The organism is Acinetobacter sp., assembly GCF_036666595.1.
Classification (GTDB): domain Bacteria; phylum Pseudomonadota; class Gammaproteobacteria; order Pseudomonadales; family Moraxellaceae; genus Acinetobacter.
This window is the reverse complement of record NZ_JAVWVO010000001.1, coordinates 17,702-33,469: the sequence shown is the minus strand read 5'-3', so window position 1 is coordinate 33,469 and position 15,768 is coordinate 17,702. Positions and strand designations below refer to the sequence as shown.

Sequence of the window (15,768 nt, the reverse complement as noted above, 5' to 3'; positions counted from 1 at the left end):
TGCATCAAAATTTAGACTTGAAGTATATCTTTCTTAACTGAATTGTTATAGTTTAAATTAAATTTAAACTTGTATTAAAACTAAGCGAAGGTTTGGTGTGCATGAACAAAAGTAAGTTCATACTGTTGGTTGGGGTGTTGCTCATTGCTGTAGCGGCTGCATTTTTGTGGTTCAGTCGAGACAAAGCCGATCCCGATCATCTGGTGCTATATGGCAATGTTGATATTCGACAAGTCTCGCTTGCATTTGAAACGGCTGGACGCATTCAAAGCTTGGCTGTTCAAGAAGGCGATCGCGTTAAAAAAGGTCAAATTCTTGCTGAATTGAATACCGACTCGCTTAGCATACAAGCACAGCAAGCCCAAGCGCAGTTACAAGTTCAACAGCAAATCTTAAATGAGCAAGCTGCGGGCAATCGACCTGAAGAGATTACCCAAGCGAAAGCGAAAGTACAGTCTGCCCAAGCCCAATTTGAAAATACCGATAAACAATATCAACGTTTAAACGTCTTAAATCGGAGTACTGCGGGTCAAGCGGTGAGTAAGCAAGAGGTTGATGCTGCAAAAAGCAATATGAAAATGGCGGAAGCGGCCGTCGGTGAAACCAAAGCCAACTTAGAGCTACTTTTGAAAGGTGCACGCACAGAAGATCGTGAAGCGGCTAAAGCACAATATGAATCGACCAAGGCCAATCTTGATTTGATTGATTATCAAATTACACAAAGTAAGCTGCGAGCACCTGTGAATGGTGTAATTCGTGCACGTTTACAAGAAGTTGGCGACATGACGACTTCAAACAAGTCCGTCTATACCATTGCCCTGATCCATCCTAAATGGGTGCGTGTTTATGCCAGTGAAACGGATCTTGGACATATCAACATGGGCGCAGCAGCCCAAGTCCTTCGTGACTCACAGCCGCAGCAGCCCATTACTGGAAAAATTGGTTATATCTCATCTGTCGCGGAATTTACCCCGAAAACGGTACAGACCGAAGATATTCGCACGACGTTGGTCTATGAAGTCCGCATTTATGTTGATGACCCGAATGACCAGTTGAAAATGGGACAACCTGTGACGGTGAACATAGCCAAATCATCGCGTCCAACTGCCACGAACAATCTTTAAGGCAGGGGAGTATGTCGATGTCAGTAGAGAGCATTGTGATTGCCACAGATTTAAACAAAATCTTTAAAGCAGAACAAAAAGGTTTGGATGATGTTCAGGCTTTGCAAGGCATAAATATGCAGATCAAGGCAGGACAACTAACGGCTTTGGTTGGGCCTGATGGTGCAGGTAAAACTACATTTTTAAGATTGATCGCAGGTTTATATAAGCCAACTGCTGGAATCTTAGAGGTTTTAGGAATGGATGTCGCCAAAGATCCACAATCTGTGCAAGATCGTATCAGTTACATGCCGCAAAAGTTTGGTTTGTATGAAGACCTCAGCATTCAAGAAAATTTAGACTTGTATGCGGACTTGCATGGCGTGCCAATGGACGTTCGCAAGGAGCGTTTTGCACGTTTACTCAAGATTACCGATTTAGCGCGCTTTACTGAGCGTCTCGCAGGAAAACTCTCTGGTGGTATGAAGCAGAAGTTAGGTTTGGCCTGCACTTTAGTACGTTCACCTGAACTATTGCTGTTGGATGAGCCGAGTGTTGGTGTCGATCCACTCTCACGCCGTGATTTGTGGATCATCATTGAACAGTTGGTGAGAGAGGATAACTTGAGTGTCATCCTCAGTACGGCGTATATGGATGAAGCTGAGCGCTGTCATCAGGTTTATGTCATGTTGGATGGGCAAGTCTTAAAGCAAGGTACACCCGACGAGCTGACAGCTCAGGTACATAGACAAACATGGCAAGTAAAACCCAGTCCCAACATGAAGGCGCGGGTGTTACAAGCACACTTACTCGATAATCAACATTATATTGCCGATGCAGTTCCCAAAGGAGATGTAGTGCGTTTTATTACGCGGACTGAAAGCCCATCACTTCCAGCAGATCTCTTGCCCAAAGGCGTTGTTGCAGAACCGAGAGCAGCAGAGCTAGAAGATGCATTTATGTTGCTTTTACATGAGGCGAAGCATACTCAAAAAACGGTATTGGCGCAGGAAAATTCACCTTTAAACTCTTCAAAATCATGGATAGAAAACTCTGATACACCACAAGTGAAAACAGAGCAGGATGTAAAACACCAGCTCGAAAAACCTGTGATTGTGGTGAAGGATTTGGTACGCAGCTTTGGTGATTTTACCGCCGTGGCCAGTACCTCGTTTGATGTATCCCGAGGCGAAATTTTTGGTTTACTTGGCCCCAATGGTGCAGGTAAGACCACGACGTTTCGTATGCTCTGTGGCTTACTGCCCGCCAGCAGTGGTGTGTTGGAAGTGGCAGGCATGAATTTGCGTACAGCTCGTGCGCAGGCAAGGGCAAAAATTGGTTATGTATCGCAGAAGTTTGCCCTGTATGGCAATTTGAGTGTGCTGGATAATTTAAAGTTTTTTGGTGGCGCGTATGGCTTATCGGGCAAACAGTTAAAGCAGCAAATTGATAAAGCATTGCTCCAATTTGAACTTAAGCCACATGCTAAAAGCGGTGATCTACCAAATGGTTTTAAACAGCGTTTGTCGATGGCAGCAGCACTGTTACATCAGCCTGAAATTGTATTTTTGGATGAACCGACCAGTGGTATTGATCCATTAGCAAGGCGCTCTTTTTGGTACACCATTGGAGAGTTAGCGAACCAAGGCATGACCATTATTGTGACCACGCACTTTATGGAAGAAGCTGAATACTGTGATCGGATTGCGATTCAAGATGCAGGGAAGTTGCTGGCGATTGGCACACCTCAACAGATTCGTGGGATGGCACAGTTAGAGGGTGTAAACGATATGAATAGCGCTTTTATTACCATCGTTGAACAGTCCCGTGCGGACATGCAGGCTCACTGAGGAGCGTCAGATGAATCATTTCTCTGCATTTTGGACCCGACTGTTTGCCTTAACACGTAAAGAATCCAAACAGCTGCTTCGTGATAAAAGCAGTATTGCGATCGGTTTCATACTACCGATTATTTTAATTTTACTGTTTGGTTATGGACTGTCTTTCGATTTAACCAATGGACGCGTCGGGGTGGTGGAGCAACAGCTCACGCCACAGAGTCAGCAACTGATGAGTGGCTTAAACGGTTCTAAATACATTACCGTCAAGCACTATCCAAGCTTTAGCCAAGCTGAAGCCGCTATGGGCAAGGCTGAAATTGATGCCATCGTCAATATACCCAGTAACTTTGCGGAGCAATATGCAAAGGGATCGGGTGCTGTTCAGGTCATTACCAATGGCCGTTCGACCAGTATTGCTTCGGCTTTGCAGGGTTATATTACCAGTGCGCTCAATACCGCCAGTTTGATACAAGCAGACCGAACAAATGCAGCTTCGGTGGGTGGCATTATCACGGTTGAACAACGTATGTGGTTTAACGAGTCTGCAAATAGCACATGGTTTTTAGTGCCGGGTTTAATTGTCCTGATTTTGACCTTGGTTGGCGCATTTTTAACAGGCTTGCTGATTGCACGTGAGCGCGAGCGCGGTACTTTAGAAGCATTATATGTTACGCCCGTACGTCCTCTAGAAATTGTACTTTCAAAACTAGCGCCCTATATCGTGATTGGGATGATCGATATTGTGATGTGTTTAGTTGCAGCACATGTTCTGTTTGATGTACCCATTCGCGCATCACTGCTCTCTGTCATGAGCGCCTCTTTTTTATATTTAATGGTGTCGTTACTGCTGGGTCTGATGATTTCAGGCCTATCCAAAAGTCAGTTTCAAGCCAGTCAAATGGCACTGCTTGCCAGCTTCATGCCTGCTTTAATGCTTTCAGGTTTTGTGTTTGATACACGAAACTTACCGCTAATTGTGCAAGTTATCAGCAATGTTTTACCTGCAACGCACTATATGACTTTGATTAAAACTCTATTACTCGGTGGCGATGATTGGTCTTTGTGGTTCAAAGAATGTGGCATTTTACTGATCTATATCGTGCTATTCACGGTAATGACCACGCGTACGCTGAAAAAGCGCTTGGGCTAACGAAAGGAAGAATGGTGTTATGACAACGTTAATGCGCTGGTTTCGTTATCTGTGGGTGCTGATTCGAAAGGAGTTTTTAGCCATTTTAGTCGATCCTGCCAATCGAGTGACCTTAATCGCGCCTGTATTTATCCAAGCGGTCTTGTTTGGTTATGCCGCAAGTTATGATGTCAATCATGTTGATTATGCTGTGCTGGATCAAAGCCGAAGCCAAAGCTCACAACAAGTTTTAGCACATTTAGATGGTTCAGGAATTTTTAAACGAATGGCAGATTTGAAAAATAATCAGCAAATCCAACAGGTGATTAATGATCGAACAGCCTTGGCGGTCATCACCATTCCTGCTGATTTTGAGGATAAGCTCAATAATCAAGAGTCTTCCCCGATTCAAGTGATTTTAGATGGGAGAAACTCATCGACCGCAAGTATGGTGGGCTCCTACATCAGCAGTGTGGTGGGGCAGGTCAATCAAGAACGTTTGGGAACCAACTCCGCGATCACGGTACAAGCGCGAACATGGTATAACCCGAATGTCGAGTCGAGATGGGGCATCATGCCATCTCTGATTGCAACTTTAAGTATGATGCAGACACTGTTACTTTCGGCACTTTCAGTAGCACGCGAGCGTGAACAAGGGACTTTTGATCAGCTCTTAGTGACACCCTATACCCCGACGCAGATTATGATTGGGAAGGCCATTCCGCCGATTATTATTGGAGTTATTCAATCTTCCATCATTTTGGCGATTATTCTGTTCTGGTTTCAGATCCCGATGAATGGCTCCTTGACCTTACTTTATTTTGGATTATTTGCCTTTAACATTGCGGTTGTGGGGGTGGGACTGTCGATTTCAGCGATTGCACTCAATATGCAACAAGCTATGCTGTATACTTTCTTTTTGATCATGCCTTTAACGCTTTTATCAGGCTTACTAACTCCTGTGCAAAATATGCCAGAAGTGTTGAATTGGCTGACTTATGCCAACCCGCTACGCTTTGGCATAGACTTGGTACAACGGGTGTATTTGGAAGGTGCGAGTTTTGCGCAAGTGAAATGGGACTTTGTACCGATGTTGATATTAGCCTTAATTACCTTGCCTTTGGCTGCATGGTTATTTAGAAATCGTTTGTCATAAGAGAGTGATATCTCTATGTCTCACTTATCGATACAGACTGTGATTCGGCATTTGACGTTAAATAATGCAATCAATATCGGTTCATGATTAAAAAAAACGATTTTTGCATTGTATTTCTGGCTTAAGCTTTTTATTATTGCCCGCTTGTTTTCGCGATCAGCTTGGAATGGAACCTTGAGTAATTTTCTAACCGAACACCTGATTCATCGAGATGAAGACTTTATGGTCATCCATAAGCCTGCAGGTATACTCACCGTTCCGGGGAAGACAGAAGACTTACAAGATTGTATGATCAATCGTTTAGTCAAACTAGAACCTAAAACGCTACTGATCCACCGTCTTGATCGTGATACCTCGGGTATCTTGGTTTTTGGTCTCAGCCGTTGGGGACAAAAATCCATTTCTCGTCAGTTTCAAGAACGCCAAACTGATAAAACCTATCAAGCGATTGTGGCTGGTCATTTAGATGGTCAGGGCACTGTCGATGTGCCTGTCATTTATGATCCATCCCGTCCACCGTTACATATTGCAGAGCCCAGTCATAACAAGCCTGCTGTGACTGAGTGGAAAGCCATTGAACACTTTGAAATACAGGGTCAGCCCGTGACTCGTGTAGCGCTCACGCCTATTACAGGACGCTCACATCAACTTCGTGTACATATGCAATTTTTAGGTCATCCTATCGTGGGAGATACGCTTTATGCTGCGCCTGACCAGCAAGATTTGATGCCGCGTTTGTGTTTACACGCAGAGCGTTTGAGTTTTCATCACCCCCAAACCGATGAACGTATCGAATTTATTTGTCCAGTACCATTTTAAGTACGTGGAATCATCAAATTTGCTCACTTTTTTAGTGAGCTTTATGTCAAAATATATTGCTTAAAGGTGTATAATTTTGCTCAAATATCAAACAATGTTTGAGCATTAAATTTGCAGTCCTAACTTGTAGATAAAGGTGGAAAAATTGCAGCAGTTTGCTATTGGTCAACGTTGGTTATCAGATACAGAAACGGAACTAGGTCTAGGAGTTCTTATTGATGTAGATGAGCGATCTGTCAGCATCTTATTCCCTAAAAGTGATGAAACACGTGTATATGCACGGAATAATGCACCTTTATCACGTATCATTTTTAATGTGAACGATGAATTACAAGATCAAGAAGGCACCAAGTGGACGGTTGAATCACATGAAGACCGTCATGGTGTGGTGCGTTATAACGTTGTTCGTCGCTTAGAAGATGGCACGGAAGAACGTAAATCACTGAATGAGACTCGCATTGGTGCTCAAATTCAGCTGTCTAAACCGCTTGATCGCTTATTGGCAAGTCAAATTGACTATAAAGAATGGTATGACCTGCGCATCGAAGCGATGTTAATGCAAGCCAATATGAAGTCGAGCCCTTTACGTGGCATGGTCGGTTCACGCGTCGGTCTGATTCCTCATCAGTTGTATATTGCACACGAAGTAGGTCAGCGTTTTGCTCCCCGTGTCCTTTTAGCCGATGAAGTCGGCTTAGGTAAAACCATTGAAGCTGGATTGATCATCCATCAACAGCTTAAAACGGGCCGTTCAGAACGCATCCTAATTTTGGTACCCGATTCACTGCAATATCAGTGGATGATTGAAATGCGTCGTCGTTTCAATTTGAACTTCTCATTATTTGATTTAACCCGCACGGCTTCAATCAAAGAACATGACCCTGAACTGAATCCATTCCTGACTGAACAATGCATTATTGCGTCAATCGATTTGATGATTGACCATGATGACTTACGTGAACAAGCTTTAGAAGCTGGTTTTGATCTGTTGGTGGTTGATGAAGCGCATCACTTGATGTGGAATGAAGAAGACGGTGGTAATGACCGCTATGACTTGATCGAAGAGTTAGCAGAAAAAACACCGGGTGTTTTACTGTTAACGGCAACCCCAGAACAGCTGGGTGTGGAAAGTCACTTTGCGCGTTTACGTTTACTTGACCCACAGCGTTTTAGTTCGCTGGATCGTTTCTTGGATGAAGAAACCCAGTATCAACAAACTGCAAAAATTGCTGAAGTACTGATGTCAGATATGCCACTTGAAGAAGGGCATTTGGCTGCATTGGAAGGTTTGCTAGGGCATCGCATTGAAGATGCACCAGAACAACGTTTCCGTGCCATTCATGAGCTTTTAGACCGTCATGGTACAGGGCGTATTTTGTTCCGTAACACCCGTGAGGCCATTCAAGGTTTCCCAGGTCGTGACTGTCAACCTGCGCCTTTGCCTGCACCAGAAAACTGGTCTAAAGATGGTAAATTACGTGAACAAATGTGGCCAGAAGAAGCACAGCTTGACGGTGCGTGGATGGAAGCTGACCCGCGTGTCATGTGGCTCATGGAAAAACTACGTACAGACTTAAAACACAAAAAAGTGTTGCTTATTGCACGTACTGGTCCCGTAGTTGAAGCACTTGAAAACGTACTCCGTTTACATGCGGGTATTCGTACTGCAATGTTCCATGAAGGCATGAGTTTACTTGAGCGTGACCAAGCGTCGGCTTACTTTGCTGAAGAATCTTATGGTGCACAAATTTTACTGTGCTCTGAAATTGGTTCTGAAGGTCGTAACTTCCAGTTTGCATCAGATTTGATTTTATTTGACTTGCCTGCGAACCCAGATGTACTTGAACAACGTATTGGTCGTTTAGACCGTATTGGTCAAGAAAACCGGATTCAAATTCATGTGCCGTATTTGATTGGTACAGCGCAAGAACGTATGTTCCGTTGGTATAACGAAGCATTAAATATTTTCAGTAATATCTCGCCAACTGCTCAAACTTTACAAGAAAACTTTATTGTTGAATTGAAAGATTGTTTACTGACAGATAAAGGTCAGCAGTTTGATGACTTACTCGAAGCAGTTAGCGTGCAACGCGAAGCGTTAGAAGCAGAGTTACAATCAGGTCGCGACCGCTTGCTTGAATACAACTCTTGTCGTCCAATTGTGGCGCAAGAAATTGTACAAGCGCTAGAGTCTTATGATGACAACACCACTTTGCCAATGTTTATGAAGCGCTTTATGGCATCGACAAATATTGATTTTGACGAACAAAGCAACGGTACAGTCATCATTAAACCAACCGATCAAATGCAAGTTCAAGGTTTAACCTTGGACGAAGAAGGCATGACTGCGACCTTCTACCGCGATCAAGCTCAGATACGTGAAGATGCTCAGTATTTAACCCTTGAGCATCCATTTACTGAAAGCGTAATGGAAATGATCAACACTCAAGGTTTTGGTAGTACCAACGTTGCAGTGTTGAAGTCAGCTGCTTTACCACAAGGTTCGGTGTTGTTAGAAGTGTGGTTTAAGGTCGATGTGGTTGCACCGAAAGCATTGAATTTGCCTTCAAGCTTACCGCAGCAGCTGGTTCGCGTTTTGTTGAGTGAAAAGGGTCAAGACCTGTCGCAGAAAATTGCGCCTGAAATCTTAAAACCGTATTTGCATCATTTGGATGGTAATAGCTGTCGCCAAGTCGTGAAAGCACGCCGTGAAGTGATTGAACAGCGTTATGTACAAGCATTGGAGCTTGCGCGTGCGGCTTTACCGAGCTTTGTGCAACAAGCGAAAGAAGTCTACGGCAGTAAGTGGCAATACGAAATTGACCGTCTGACTTATTTAAAACAGTTTAATCCGAGTATTCGTGAAGATGAAATTTCGCGTCTACAAAAACTGCAAAAAGAAGGGCTTGGTTTGCTAGATGGTCTATCGGTTACACCAGAAGCAATTCAAGTGATGGTTGTGGTTAAACCATAATTCGAATCGCTGTATGAAAAGCACCTTCGGGTGCTTTTTTAATGAGTCCTTAAAAAAAGGGATGTCTAAGTTGTATTTGAAAAGTAATCCATTGAAATTTTAAGCGCTTGCTTATGCTAGAATTTTCGCCATTAAAACTCTAATGTATCGAACAATAAATTATGTCTAAAGCTCTAGTAACAATGGGTTCAAAAACATCACATGGTGGCATAGTCACTGAGTGCGAAAACAGTTTTGTGATCAATAGCATTGCTGTGCATTTAAATGGAATGAAGCATTTTTGTCCAAAGTGTCGAATGGTGGTTTCTGCGATTGCAGCAGATCAGAGTACAACGGTCTTGGGGCGTGCTGTGGTGATTGCCGGAGACAAAACCAACTGTGGCGCTACTTTTTTAGGTAATCAGAACTTAACTGTTTCTGCAAAGTGATCTTAGATCTATCCCAGAATATTTTTAAAAATTGGCCGAAGTGATCAAAGTCCATGACTTAGCATTCATCCTGCGCCATTTCGTTTAGATTGAAAAACGATTATGGTAAATAGGCTATAAAACATAGATCTGAATGACATGAGCAAACCAGCCTTACACTTTACCCATGCAAACGGTATTCCCTCGGGCAGCTATCAAAAATTCTTCCAGTTTTTAAATAAAGATTTTGATGTTAAAGCGATCCCGATGATTGGTTTAGATCCGCGCTATCCTGTGGAATACCGTTGGGAAGCATTGGTAGATCAAGTTATTTCAGATATTGAACAGCAGTTTCCACGGCAACACGTGATTGGTTTAGGGCATTCTTTTGGCTCTTTACTCACACTTATGGCGGCCTATAAAAAACCACAGTTGTTTTCGCAAGTGATTATCATGGACCCACCGTTTGTGATTGGTTCCAAGGCCTTTTTATTTGAAGCTTTACAAAAGCTGGGATCAAAGTCCATTGAAAAACTTACCCCAGCTGCGGTGACCGTCAAACGTCGTGATCATTGGGAAAGTATTGAGCAGGCCAGTCAGGCGCTCAGACCGAATCGTATTTTTAAAGACTTTGATGAACAGTGTTTTGCGGACTTTATAGAGTGTGGTTTAAAAAGTGATCCGACTCGAAATGGGGTGACGCTAACCATTCCCAAACATACTGAAGCAGAGATCTTCAGGACAGTGCCTGCATGGTGGTGGCGTACCCCACGCAAAGCACCGAGTATGCCGATTCATGTACTGACTGCAAAAGATAGCCATTTCTACAAGCAAGGGTTACCCCAAGGGATGAAAAAAACCTATGCGATCGACTATAGTGTGCTTGAAGGCGGGCATATGTTTCCGCTGGAACAACCGAAACAGACCGCTGAATTTGTGCACCAGCTCATTGAAAAACAACGACGAAACAAATAATAAGATATTTCAGCGAATCTGTTGGGTGTAATAAAAGATTAGCGAATCATCGCTTCATCCAGATGACGTGAACCTTCCAAAATCATGCGAATCATGATCATGGTTTGTTCAGCCATTTTTTTACGCTCTACACTTGGCATATCAATCACTTTGGCACCCATATTGAAAACCAATTGGGTGATTGCCATGGACACCAATTCAGGGTGGAAGAGTTTGCTATTATTTAAACGTTCTAAACGAATTAAATCATCTTTGAGTTCTTGCTGGAAATAATTCAACTGTCTTTCGACCGCATTTTTATAAGATGCGGAACCGGTATATGCTTCGCGTAATAGCAGGCTTAAGTTGCCATCATCCGCATCTAGTTGTTCAATGAAAACTTCGACTGAGCTACGAATAATACTTTCTTGGCGAATGGCCTTAATCCGTGCTTCATGCAAAATTTGGCGTAGCACAACACCTGCACGTTCAATCAACTCGATTGCCAGTTCATCGGTATCTTTAAAATGACGATAAAAACTATTCGGCGCAATGCCTGCTTCACGTGCGACTTCACGCAAGCTTAAGGATGCAATACTTTTTTCAGGACCAATCAAATTTAAAGCAGCTTGAAACAGTTCATCTTTTGTAATCGTTGCTTTTCGACCAACACTACGTGCAAGCACTGGTGCATGTTTTTTTGAAGCTTCATGCTCTGTGTTGGTTGTATGGGTTTGAATGGTGGTCGGTGTCATATTTATCAAGCAATTAAATCAATCGGTTCATTATAGCCCACTGGTCGACATTGTGAAACAAAACGAAACAATCAGAATATATATACAAATATATATACATGTGTATAATAATTCAAAATCTATGGCGTGGTCCTTTACTATGCAGATCCTTGAAAAAACTAAATCTCCTTTAACTGAGTATGCTGAGAGTGTTATAGACCGACACACAGCTAACTTTTGGCTTCAAAAAATTAACCCACTTTGGTCGATACACCAAGCTTTGGGTAAAGTGGTAAAAAAAGAGCAAGTTGCACACGATATGGTGAGTTTGACGCTGCAAACCAACCGTCACTTTCAAATGGGGCAAGCGGGACAACACCATCCTGTATATGTCGTGGTTCAAGGCGTACGTTATGAACGTACCTATAGTTTGACTCAGATTGATGCACAACATGTCTTGCTAAATGTGAAAAAAGTAGACCAAGGCAAGGCAAGTCATTGGCTATGTGAACAGGCTCAAATCGGCGACGTTTTAGAGTTCGGCCAGCCTTATGGCGATATGCAATTGACTGTAAATGATCAACAGTTAATTTTACTTGCTGCGGGCAGTGGTATTACCCCCATGCTGAGTTTACTGAAACGTTTAGAGAAGACCACCAAGCTTAAAAAGCAGCCTGTACATTTGATGTATTGGGTGAAAAAGCATACTGATGCAGCTTTCAAAGCATATTTTGAGCAGTTGGCGGCACAATATTCAAACTTCACATTCAGTATGTTATATACCCAAGAGTCAGATGAAGGTGAGCGTTTAAATCAAAATCATGTGTCTGGACTGGATCAGATTGAAAATGCAACGGTATATGCATGCGGCCCTTCAGGTTTTGTGGCTACGGTTGAGCAGCTTTTCGCTCATGCTAACACCTTAAAAACTGAAGCGTTTAGCATGAGTCCATTTGCAAATGATGATGTTGGTTTTGTGAATATTACCTTAACAAAGTCGAAGAAAATTTTAAGCATTCCAAAAGGCCAATCCATTCTTGCAAGTTTGGAACAGCAAAATGTGAAGCCTCAACATGGCTGCCGTATGGGAATCTGTAACAAATGTGCCTGCAACAAAGTTGAAGGTTCGACCAAAAACTTGGTCAATGGTGCACAAAATTCTGAGCCTGGAAATTTTCTAAAAATCTGTGTCAACACGGCACAAACCGATCTTATTGTTGATTTATAAGGGGAATAAATACAATGAATATGCCTGTTAAAGTTGAATATTTTAAAAACCCGAAGAATCGTGAGTTAACGACATTTGAGTTAGATGAACTTGCACGTGAGCTAGATGCCATTAAGCAAGAAGTACTGGATGATATTGGCGAGAAAGATGCGCAATATATTCGTCGTGTCTATGCAGCGGTGCGTTATGCATCTATTGCAGGTCGTGCATGTTTATTTGCAGGTTGGTTCCCACCTGCATGGGTGTTGGGCACGGGCTTGCTGAGTTTTGCCAAGATTATGGAAAACATGGAGTTGGGTCACAACGTAATGCACGGTCAATATGACTGGATGAATGACCCTAAGTTTAATGGTCAAAACTATGAGTGGGACATCGTAGGTACAGCAGACAATTGGCGTCAGACCCATAACTACAAGCATCATACCTATACCAACATTAAAGGTATGGATGATGACATTGGCTATGGTCTGCTTCGATTATTCCCTGAACAACGTTGGAAACCAGGCTTTTTATTGCAACCGATTTATAGCATTCCATTTTGTTTGTTGTTCCAATGGGGCGTTGCTATCCAAAACTTGGAATTAGGCAAATACTTCAAGGGGCGTAAAAGCAAAGCGCAGACTTTAGCCGAATGGAAACCTATGCAGCGCAAAATTGGTAAACAATTGTTTAAAGATTATGTGTTTTTCCCACTCATTTCAGGACCTGCGGCGTTGCCTGTATTTACGGGAAATTTGGTTGCAAATGGTATCCGTAATATGTGGACATTTAGTGTAATTTTTTGTGGACACTTCACCAAAGACGTGGAAGTTTTCCCGAAAAAAGTACTGGAAAATGAAAGCCGTGGTCACTGGTACATGCGCCAAATTCGTGGTTCGTCGAATTTAACCGGTTCAGAAGCATTCCATATTTTGACAGGGCACTTAAGTCATCAAATTGAGCATCACTTATATCCAGATGTACCCGCGCGTCGTTACCGTAAAATGGCACCGAAAGTACAAGCGGTGTGTGAAAAGTATGGCATTAACTATAACAATGCCAGCCTAGTAAAACAGTATGGTAGCGTCATCAAACGTATTGTGAAATATGCGTTTCCCTTTAAAAAGTAAGTAAAAAAGCCACTTCATTTGAAGTGGCTTTTTTTGTTATTTACTAAATTGACGTAATGTCTTTACCAGATGATTGTAATCACCTTGTTTGGCGATATTGAGCACATGTTCAATTTCGTGTTTTAACCATTTTTGTTTTGAAGCATTAAAAGCGAACTGCGCCAATAATACAAAGGGACTTTCACCGAATTTGATCGAAAGACCTTTGACATACTTGGGTGGAGATAACTGTTCCATACTGATGCCTTTTTATAATTTAAGTAGAATGGTTCTCAAAATATTTTTATTAGGCAAAATTTATCATAAATATATTTTTTGGTAAATAAAACATACTGAATTTTAATAATAAATATTTTCAAAAAATTAATATGCTTAATTATTAATCTATGCTTAATAGTTAGCTTATTTGACGATGAATTGATGTTTTTGACAAGTCGGGAAGACTTAAATCTGTCCCTACCAAATAGCTAAAATCAGCCAAAGACAACATTTGTCTGTCTTCAATACTATTTCCATAAGCATAAACGGCATGATAATTATCTAGCTCATATTTTTCTTGGATACGTTGAGCTTTGTAGTCACAGCTACAGTCTGCAGTCAGATAACGCCCTGTATAGCGTTGTTGGTCTTGTTCAACTTGGGTGCAGATCAGATCGATTGAGAGTATTTCACACACATATTTTAAATAGATATCAATTGAGGCGGAGACTAAAACCACATCATCACCCAAACTTTGGTGTTGCTTCAGTTGGCTATAGAGTGCTGGGTTGAGTCCTTTGATTAAGAGCTCAGCATAGCGTTTTGCATAAGCGTCAATTTCGCTTACTTCAGCTTGCTTAAACATCGCATGGAAAAGCTTAGAGCGCATATGATGGGCAGGATAAAAACCCAAATAATAACTTTGAATATAAGGCAGAACTTTTAAGCCTTGTAGGGCAATATGCCGTTTTGAATGTACATAGAAGATGAACCCCGTAAAACTGTCTTTGTCATACAGGGTGCCATCAAAGTCAAATAAGGCTAGATTTTTATGCGCTTTGCACGTTGCATGCATGTTTGATAACGTCCATTGACACGAGTGGCAAACCAGTTGGTATTATAGTCACGGCTGAGCTTTGGACCAGAAATGACAACTTCTGGCATCATGGCATAGAAAGGTTCTTTTTTAGTGACCTCTTGATAAAGCTTAGCCACAGCGCGATAGGTTGCTGTATCTTCAAATTTTTTCTCTTTCTCTTTTTTCAGATCAGAGCGAATTTGACGCGGAGTAACCAAAATATTGTGCTGAGCAAAAACACTGATGAGTTCACGCTCTGATTGACTCTTTGCAGATTTAGGTGAGCCATCTTTGCCATAAAGTAACAAGTCACCGTCTAAATCAAGTTCTGCTTCAGTTAAGTCATTTAACATACTTTGGAAGGCTGCATTTCGACTTGAGTACATGCCCGAGTTATAGTCGGCAAAACGGTAGAGCGGTTTGTCATAGTCAGCAGGGTACATCATCAGTCGGTGAATGCCGTAGTACAGACCACCATATTGGCTATAAAGGTCGGTACGTAAGTCAGCCATACTGCCACCTTCACGTTTATTGTCTTTGGCATAGCCGATATGCACTTGCATTGAACCCAACGTGGTAATCGGATTCATTTTTTCGCCCACGTCCTGACCAACAAGTTTCGCTGCACCTGTGAGTGCACTGACGTGATAGTGCTTTGACATATAGTCAAAAATTTCACGGTACAGTTCATCCAGTTCACGTTCTGTTTTAACGCGGCGCATTTGACTTAAATAGTTATCTTCAGGGCTTGGCTGCTCTTTTAAGACCTGTTGGAAATAACCCGCAATCGTGCCACCAATGGCATCACCTAATTTATCTTTAAATTTCTCATCTAAACGATCTTGGACTTCTTTAACCGCTTTTTCACCCAAACCATAAACTTGTGGATCTGCAACAAAGTTAGACTCTTGATCAACCACGGCAATGATCGAACACATATTCTCTTTATTTTGAGGAATACCAAACTGTTCTGAAATATCATAAATATCTTCAGCCCATGAACGGCGGTCATTTACGCGTCCGGGAATGATGCGTGCGATTTGTTCAGCATTGAGCTTAGGCTCATCATCTGTCCACCATGAACGATCACCGCAGGCGGTTAAGCCTATAGATATGGCCAAGACACTTAGTGTTTTTAAACCAGAAGAAAGAAACAGCTTTTTATTCATAAACAGAGAACACATGACAAAAGGTGAGCCGAAACAGCAGGTGAAGTATACTATGTCGGTCGAAAAAGTGATGAATTTATATGTATAT

General features: G+C 42.1%; 14 protein-coding genes. 10 read left to right on the top strand and 4 right to left on the bottom strand.

Annotated elements, in window-relative coordinates; translation table 11 throughout:
• The first annotated feature begins 101 nt into the window (after positions 1-101).
• The 8 genes from RR876_RS00190 (at position 102) to RR876_RS00155 (ending at position 10,404) form a co-directional block, all read left to right on the top strand.
• Positions 102-1,124 (top strand): HlyD family efflux transporter periplasmic adaptor subunit, encoded by a 1,023-nt coding sequence (locus RR876_RS00190; RefSeq protein ID WP_332477141.1) that lies wholly within the window; start codon positions 102-104, stop codon positions 1,122-1,124.
• A 17-nt stretch (positions 1,125-1,141) separates the two neighbouring features.
• Complete coding sequence (locus tag RR876_RS00185; protein WP_332477142.1) at positions 1,142-2,953, top strand: ATP-binding cassette domain-containing protein; 1,812 nt, start codon at positions 1,142-1,144, stop codon at positions 2,951-2,953.
• A gap of 10 nt (positions 2,954-2,963) precedes the next feature.
• A complete protein-coding gene (locus tag RR876_RS00180) occupies positions 2,964-4,094 on the top strand; it encodes an ABC transporter permease (protein ID WP_332477143.1) in 1,131 nt (376 codons plus the stop codon).
• A 19-nt stretch (positions 4,095-4,113) separates the two neighbouring features.
• On the top strand, positions 4,114-5,229 hold the full coding sequence (locus RR876_RS00175) for an ABC transporter permease (RefSeq protein WP_332477144.1): 1,116 nt from the start codon (positions 4,114-4,116) through the stop codon (positions 5,227-5,229).
• A 174-nt stretch (positions 5,230-5,403) separates the two neighbouring features.
• A complete protein-coding gene (locus tag RR876_RS00170) occupies positions 5,404-6,048 on the top strand; it encodes an RluA family pseudouridine synthase (protein WP_062034726.1) in 645 nt (214 codons plus the stop codon).
• Between the two features lie 136 nt (positions 6,049-6,184).
• Positions 6,185-9,022, top strand: coding sequence for an RNA polymerase-associated protein RapA (gene rapA / locus RR876_RS00165; protein ID WP_126036216.1), 2,838 nt, complete (start codon positions 6,185-6,187; stop codon positions 9,020-9,022).
• Between the two features lie 161 nt (positions 9,023-9,183).
• Positions 9,184-9,450 carry a PAAR domain-containing protein gene (locus RR876_RS00160; protein ID WP_332477145.1) on the top strand — a complete coding sequence of 89 codons (267 nt, stop codon included), beginning with the start codon at positions 9,184-9,186 and terminating at the stop codon, positions 9,448-9,450.
• 138 nt (positions 9,451-9,588) lie between these two features.
• Positions 9,589-10,404: an alpha/beta hydrolase gene (locus RR876_RS00155; RefSeq protein ID WP_332477146.1), complete on the top strand. Its 816-nt coding sequence runs from the start codon at positions 9,589-9,591 to the stop codon at positions 10,402-10,404.
• A 38-nt stretch (positions 10,405-10,442) separates the two neighbouring features.
• On the opposite strand, the gene fabR is transcribed toward RR876_RS00155, so the two are convergent.
• Entirely contained in the window at positions 10,443-11,138 is a 696-nt protein-coding gene (fabR, locus tag RR876_RS00150; RefSeq protein ID WP_004693528.1) for an HTH-type transcriptional repressor FabR, read from the bottom strand.
• A gap of 139 nt (positions 11,139-11,277) precedes the next feature.
• On the opposite strand from fabR, the gene RR876_RS00145 reads away from it, so the two are divergent.
• Together RR876_RS00145 and RR876_RS00140 are read left to right on the top strand one after the other, a co-directional pair.
• Positions 11,278-12,345: a ferredoxin reductase gene (locus RR876_RS00145; RefSeq protein WP_332477147.1), complete on the top strand. Its 1,068-nt coding sequence runs from the start codon at positions 11,278-11,280 to the stop codon at positions 12,343-12,345.
• Between the two features lie 14 nt (positions 12,346-12,359).
• Positions 12,360-13,454, top strand: coding sequence for an acyl-CoA desaturase (locus RR876_RS00140; RefSeq protein ID WP_332477148.1), 1,095 nt, complete (start codon positions 12,360-12,362; stop codon positions 13,452-13,454).
• Between the two features lie 36 nt (positions 13,455-13,490).
• Here the strand turns inward: RR876_RS00140 and RR876_RS00135 are convergent, their stop codons facing one another.
• The 3 genes from RR876_RS00135 to RR876_RS00125 all read right to left on the bottom strand — a co-directional run bounded on the left by RR876_RS00135 (position 13,491) and on the right by RR876_RS00125 (position 15,680).
• On the bottom strand, positions 13,491-13,691 hold the full coding sequence (locus RR876_RS00135; protein ID WP_010326552.1) for a hypothetical protein: 201 nt from the start codon (positions 13,689-13,691) through the stop codon (positions 13,491-13,493).
• Between the two features lie 160 nt (positions 13,692-13,851).
• On the bottom strand, positions 13,852-14,508 hold the full coding sequence (locus tag RR876_RS00130) for an HAD-IB family hydrolase (protein WP_332477149.1): 657 nt from the start codon (positions 14,506-14,508) through the stop codon (positions 13,852-13,854).
• Positions 14,475-15,680, bottom strand: coding sequence for a DUF1615 family protein (locus tag RR876_RS00125; protein ID WP_004980175.1), 1,206 nt, complete (start codon positions 15,678-15,680; stop codon positions 14,475-14,477). The genes RR876_RS00130 and RR876_RS00125 overlap by 34 nt, the downstream gene beginning before the upstream one ends.
• Positions 15,681-15,768 lie beyond the last annotated feature (88 nt).

What these genes read in the sequence shown, in the direction of transcription:
- RR876_RS00190 (WP_332477141.1), top strand. Translation starts at nt 102, where the DNA reads ATGAACAAAAGTAAGTTCATACTGTTGGTTGGGGTGTTGCTCATTGCT.
- RR876_RS00185 (WP_332477142.1), top strand. Translation starts at nt 1,142, where the DNA reads ATGTCAGTAGAGAGCATTGTGATTGCCACAGATTTAAACAAAATCTTT.
- RR876_RS00180 (WP_332477143.1), top strand. Translation starts at nt 2,964, where the DNA reads ATGAATCATTTCTCTGCATTTTGGACCCGACTGTTTGCCTTAACACGT.
- RR876_RS00175 (WP_332477144.1), top strand. Translation starts at nt 4,114, where the DNA reads ATGACAACGTTAATGCGCTGGTTTCGTTATCTGTGGGTGCTGATTCGA.
- RR876_RS00160 (WP_332477145.1), top strand. Translation starts at nt 9,184, where the DNA reads ATGTCTAAAGCTCTAGTAACAATGGGTTCAAAAACATCACATGGTGGC.
- RR876_RS00155 (WP_332477146.1), top strand. Translation starts at nt 9,589, where the DNA reads ATGAGCAAACCAGCCTTACACTTTACCCATGCAAACGGTATTCCCTCG.
- fabR (WP_004693528.1), bottom strand. Translation starts at nt 11,138, where the DNA reads ATGACACCGACCACCATTCAAACCCATACAACCAACACAGAGCATGAA.
- RR876_RS00145 (WP_332477147.1), top strand. Translation starts at nt 11,278, where the DNA reads ATGCAGATCCTTGAAAAAACTAAATCTCCTTTAACTGAGTATGCTGAG.
- RR876_RS00140 (WP_332477148.1), top strand. Translation starts at nt 12,360, where the DNA reads ATGAATATGCCTGTTAAAGTTGAATATTTTAAAAACCCGAAGAATCGT.
- RR876_RS00135 (WP_010326552.1), bottom strand. Translation starts at nt 13,691, where the DNA reads ATGGAACAGTTATCTCCACCCAAGTATGTCAAAGGTCTTTCGATCAAA.
- RR876_RS00130 (WP_332477149.1), bottom strand. Translation starts at nt 14,508, where the DNA reads ATGCATGCAACGTGCAAAGCGCATAAAAATCTAGCCTTATTTGACTTT.
- RR876_RS00125 (WP_004980175.1), bottom strand. Translation starts at nt 15,680, where the DNA reads ATGAATAAAAAGCTGTTTCTTTCTTCTGGTTTAAAAACACTAAGTGTC.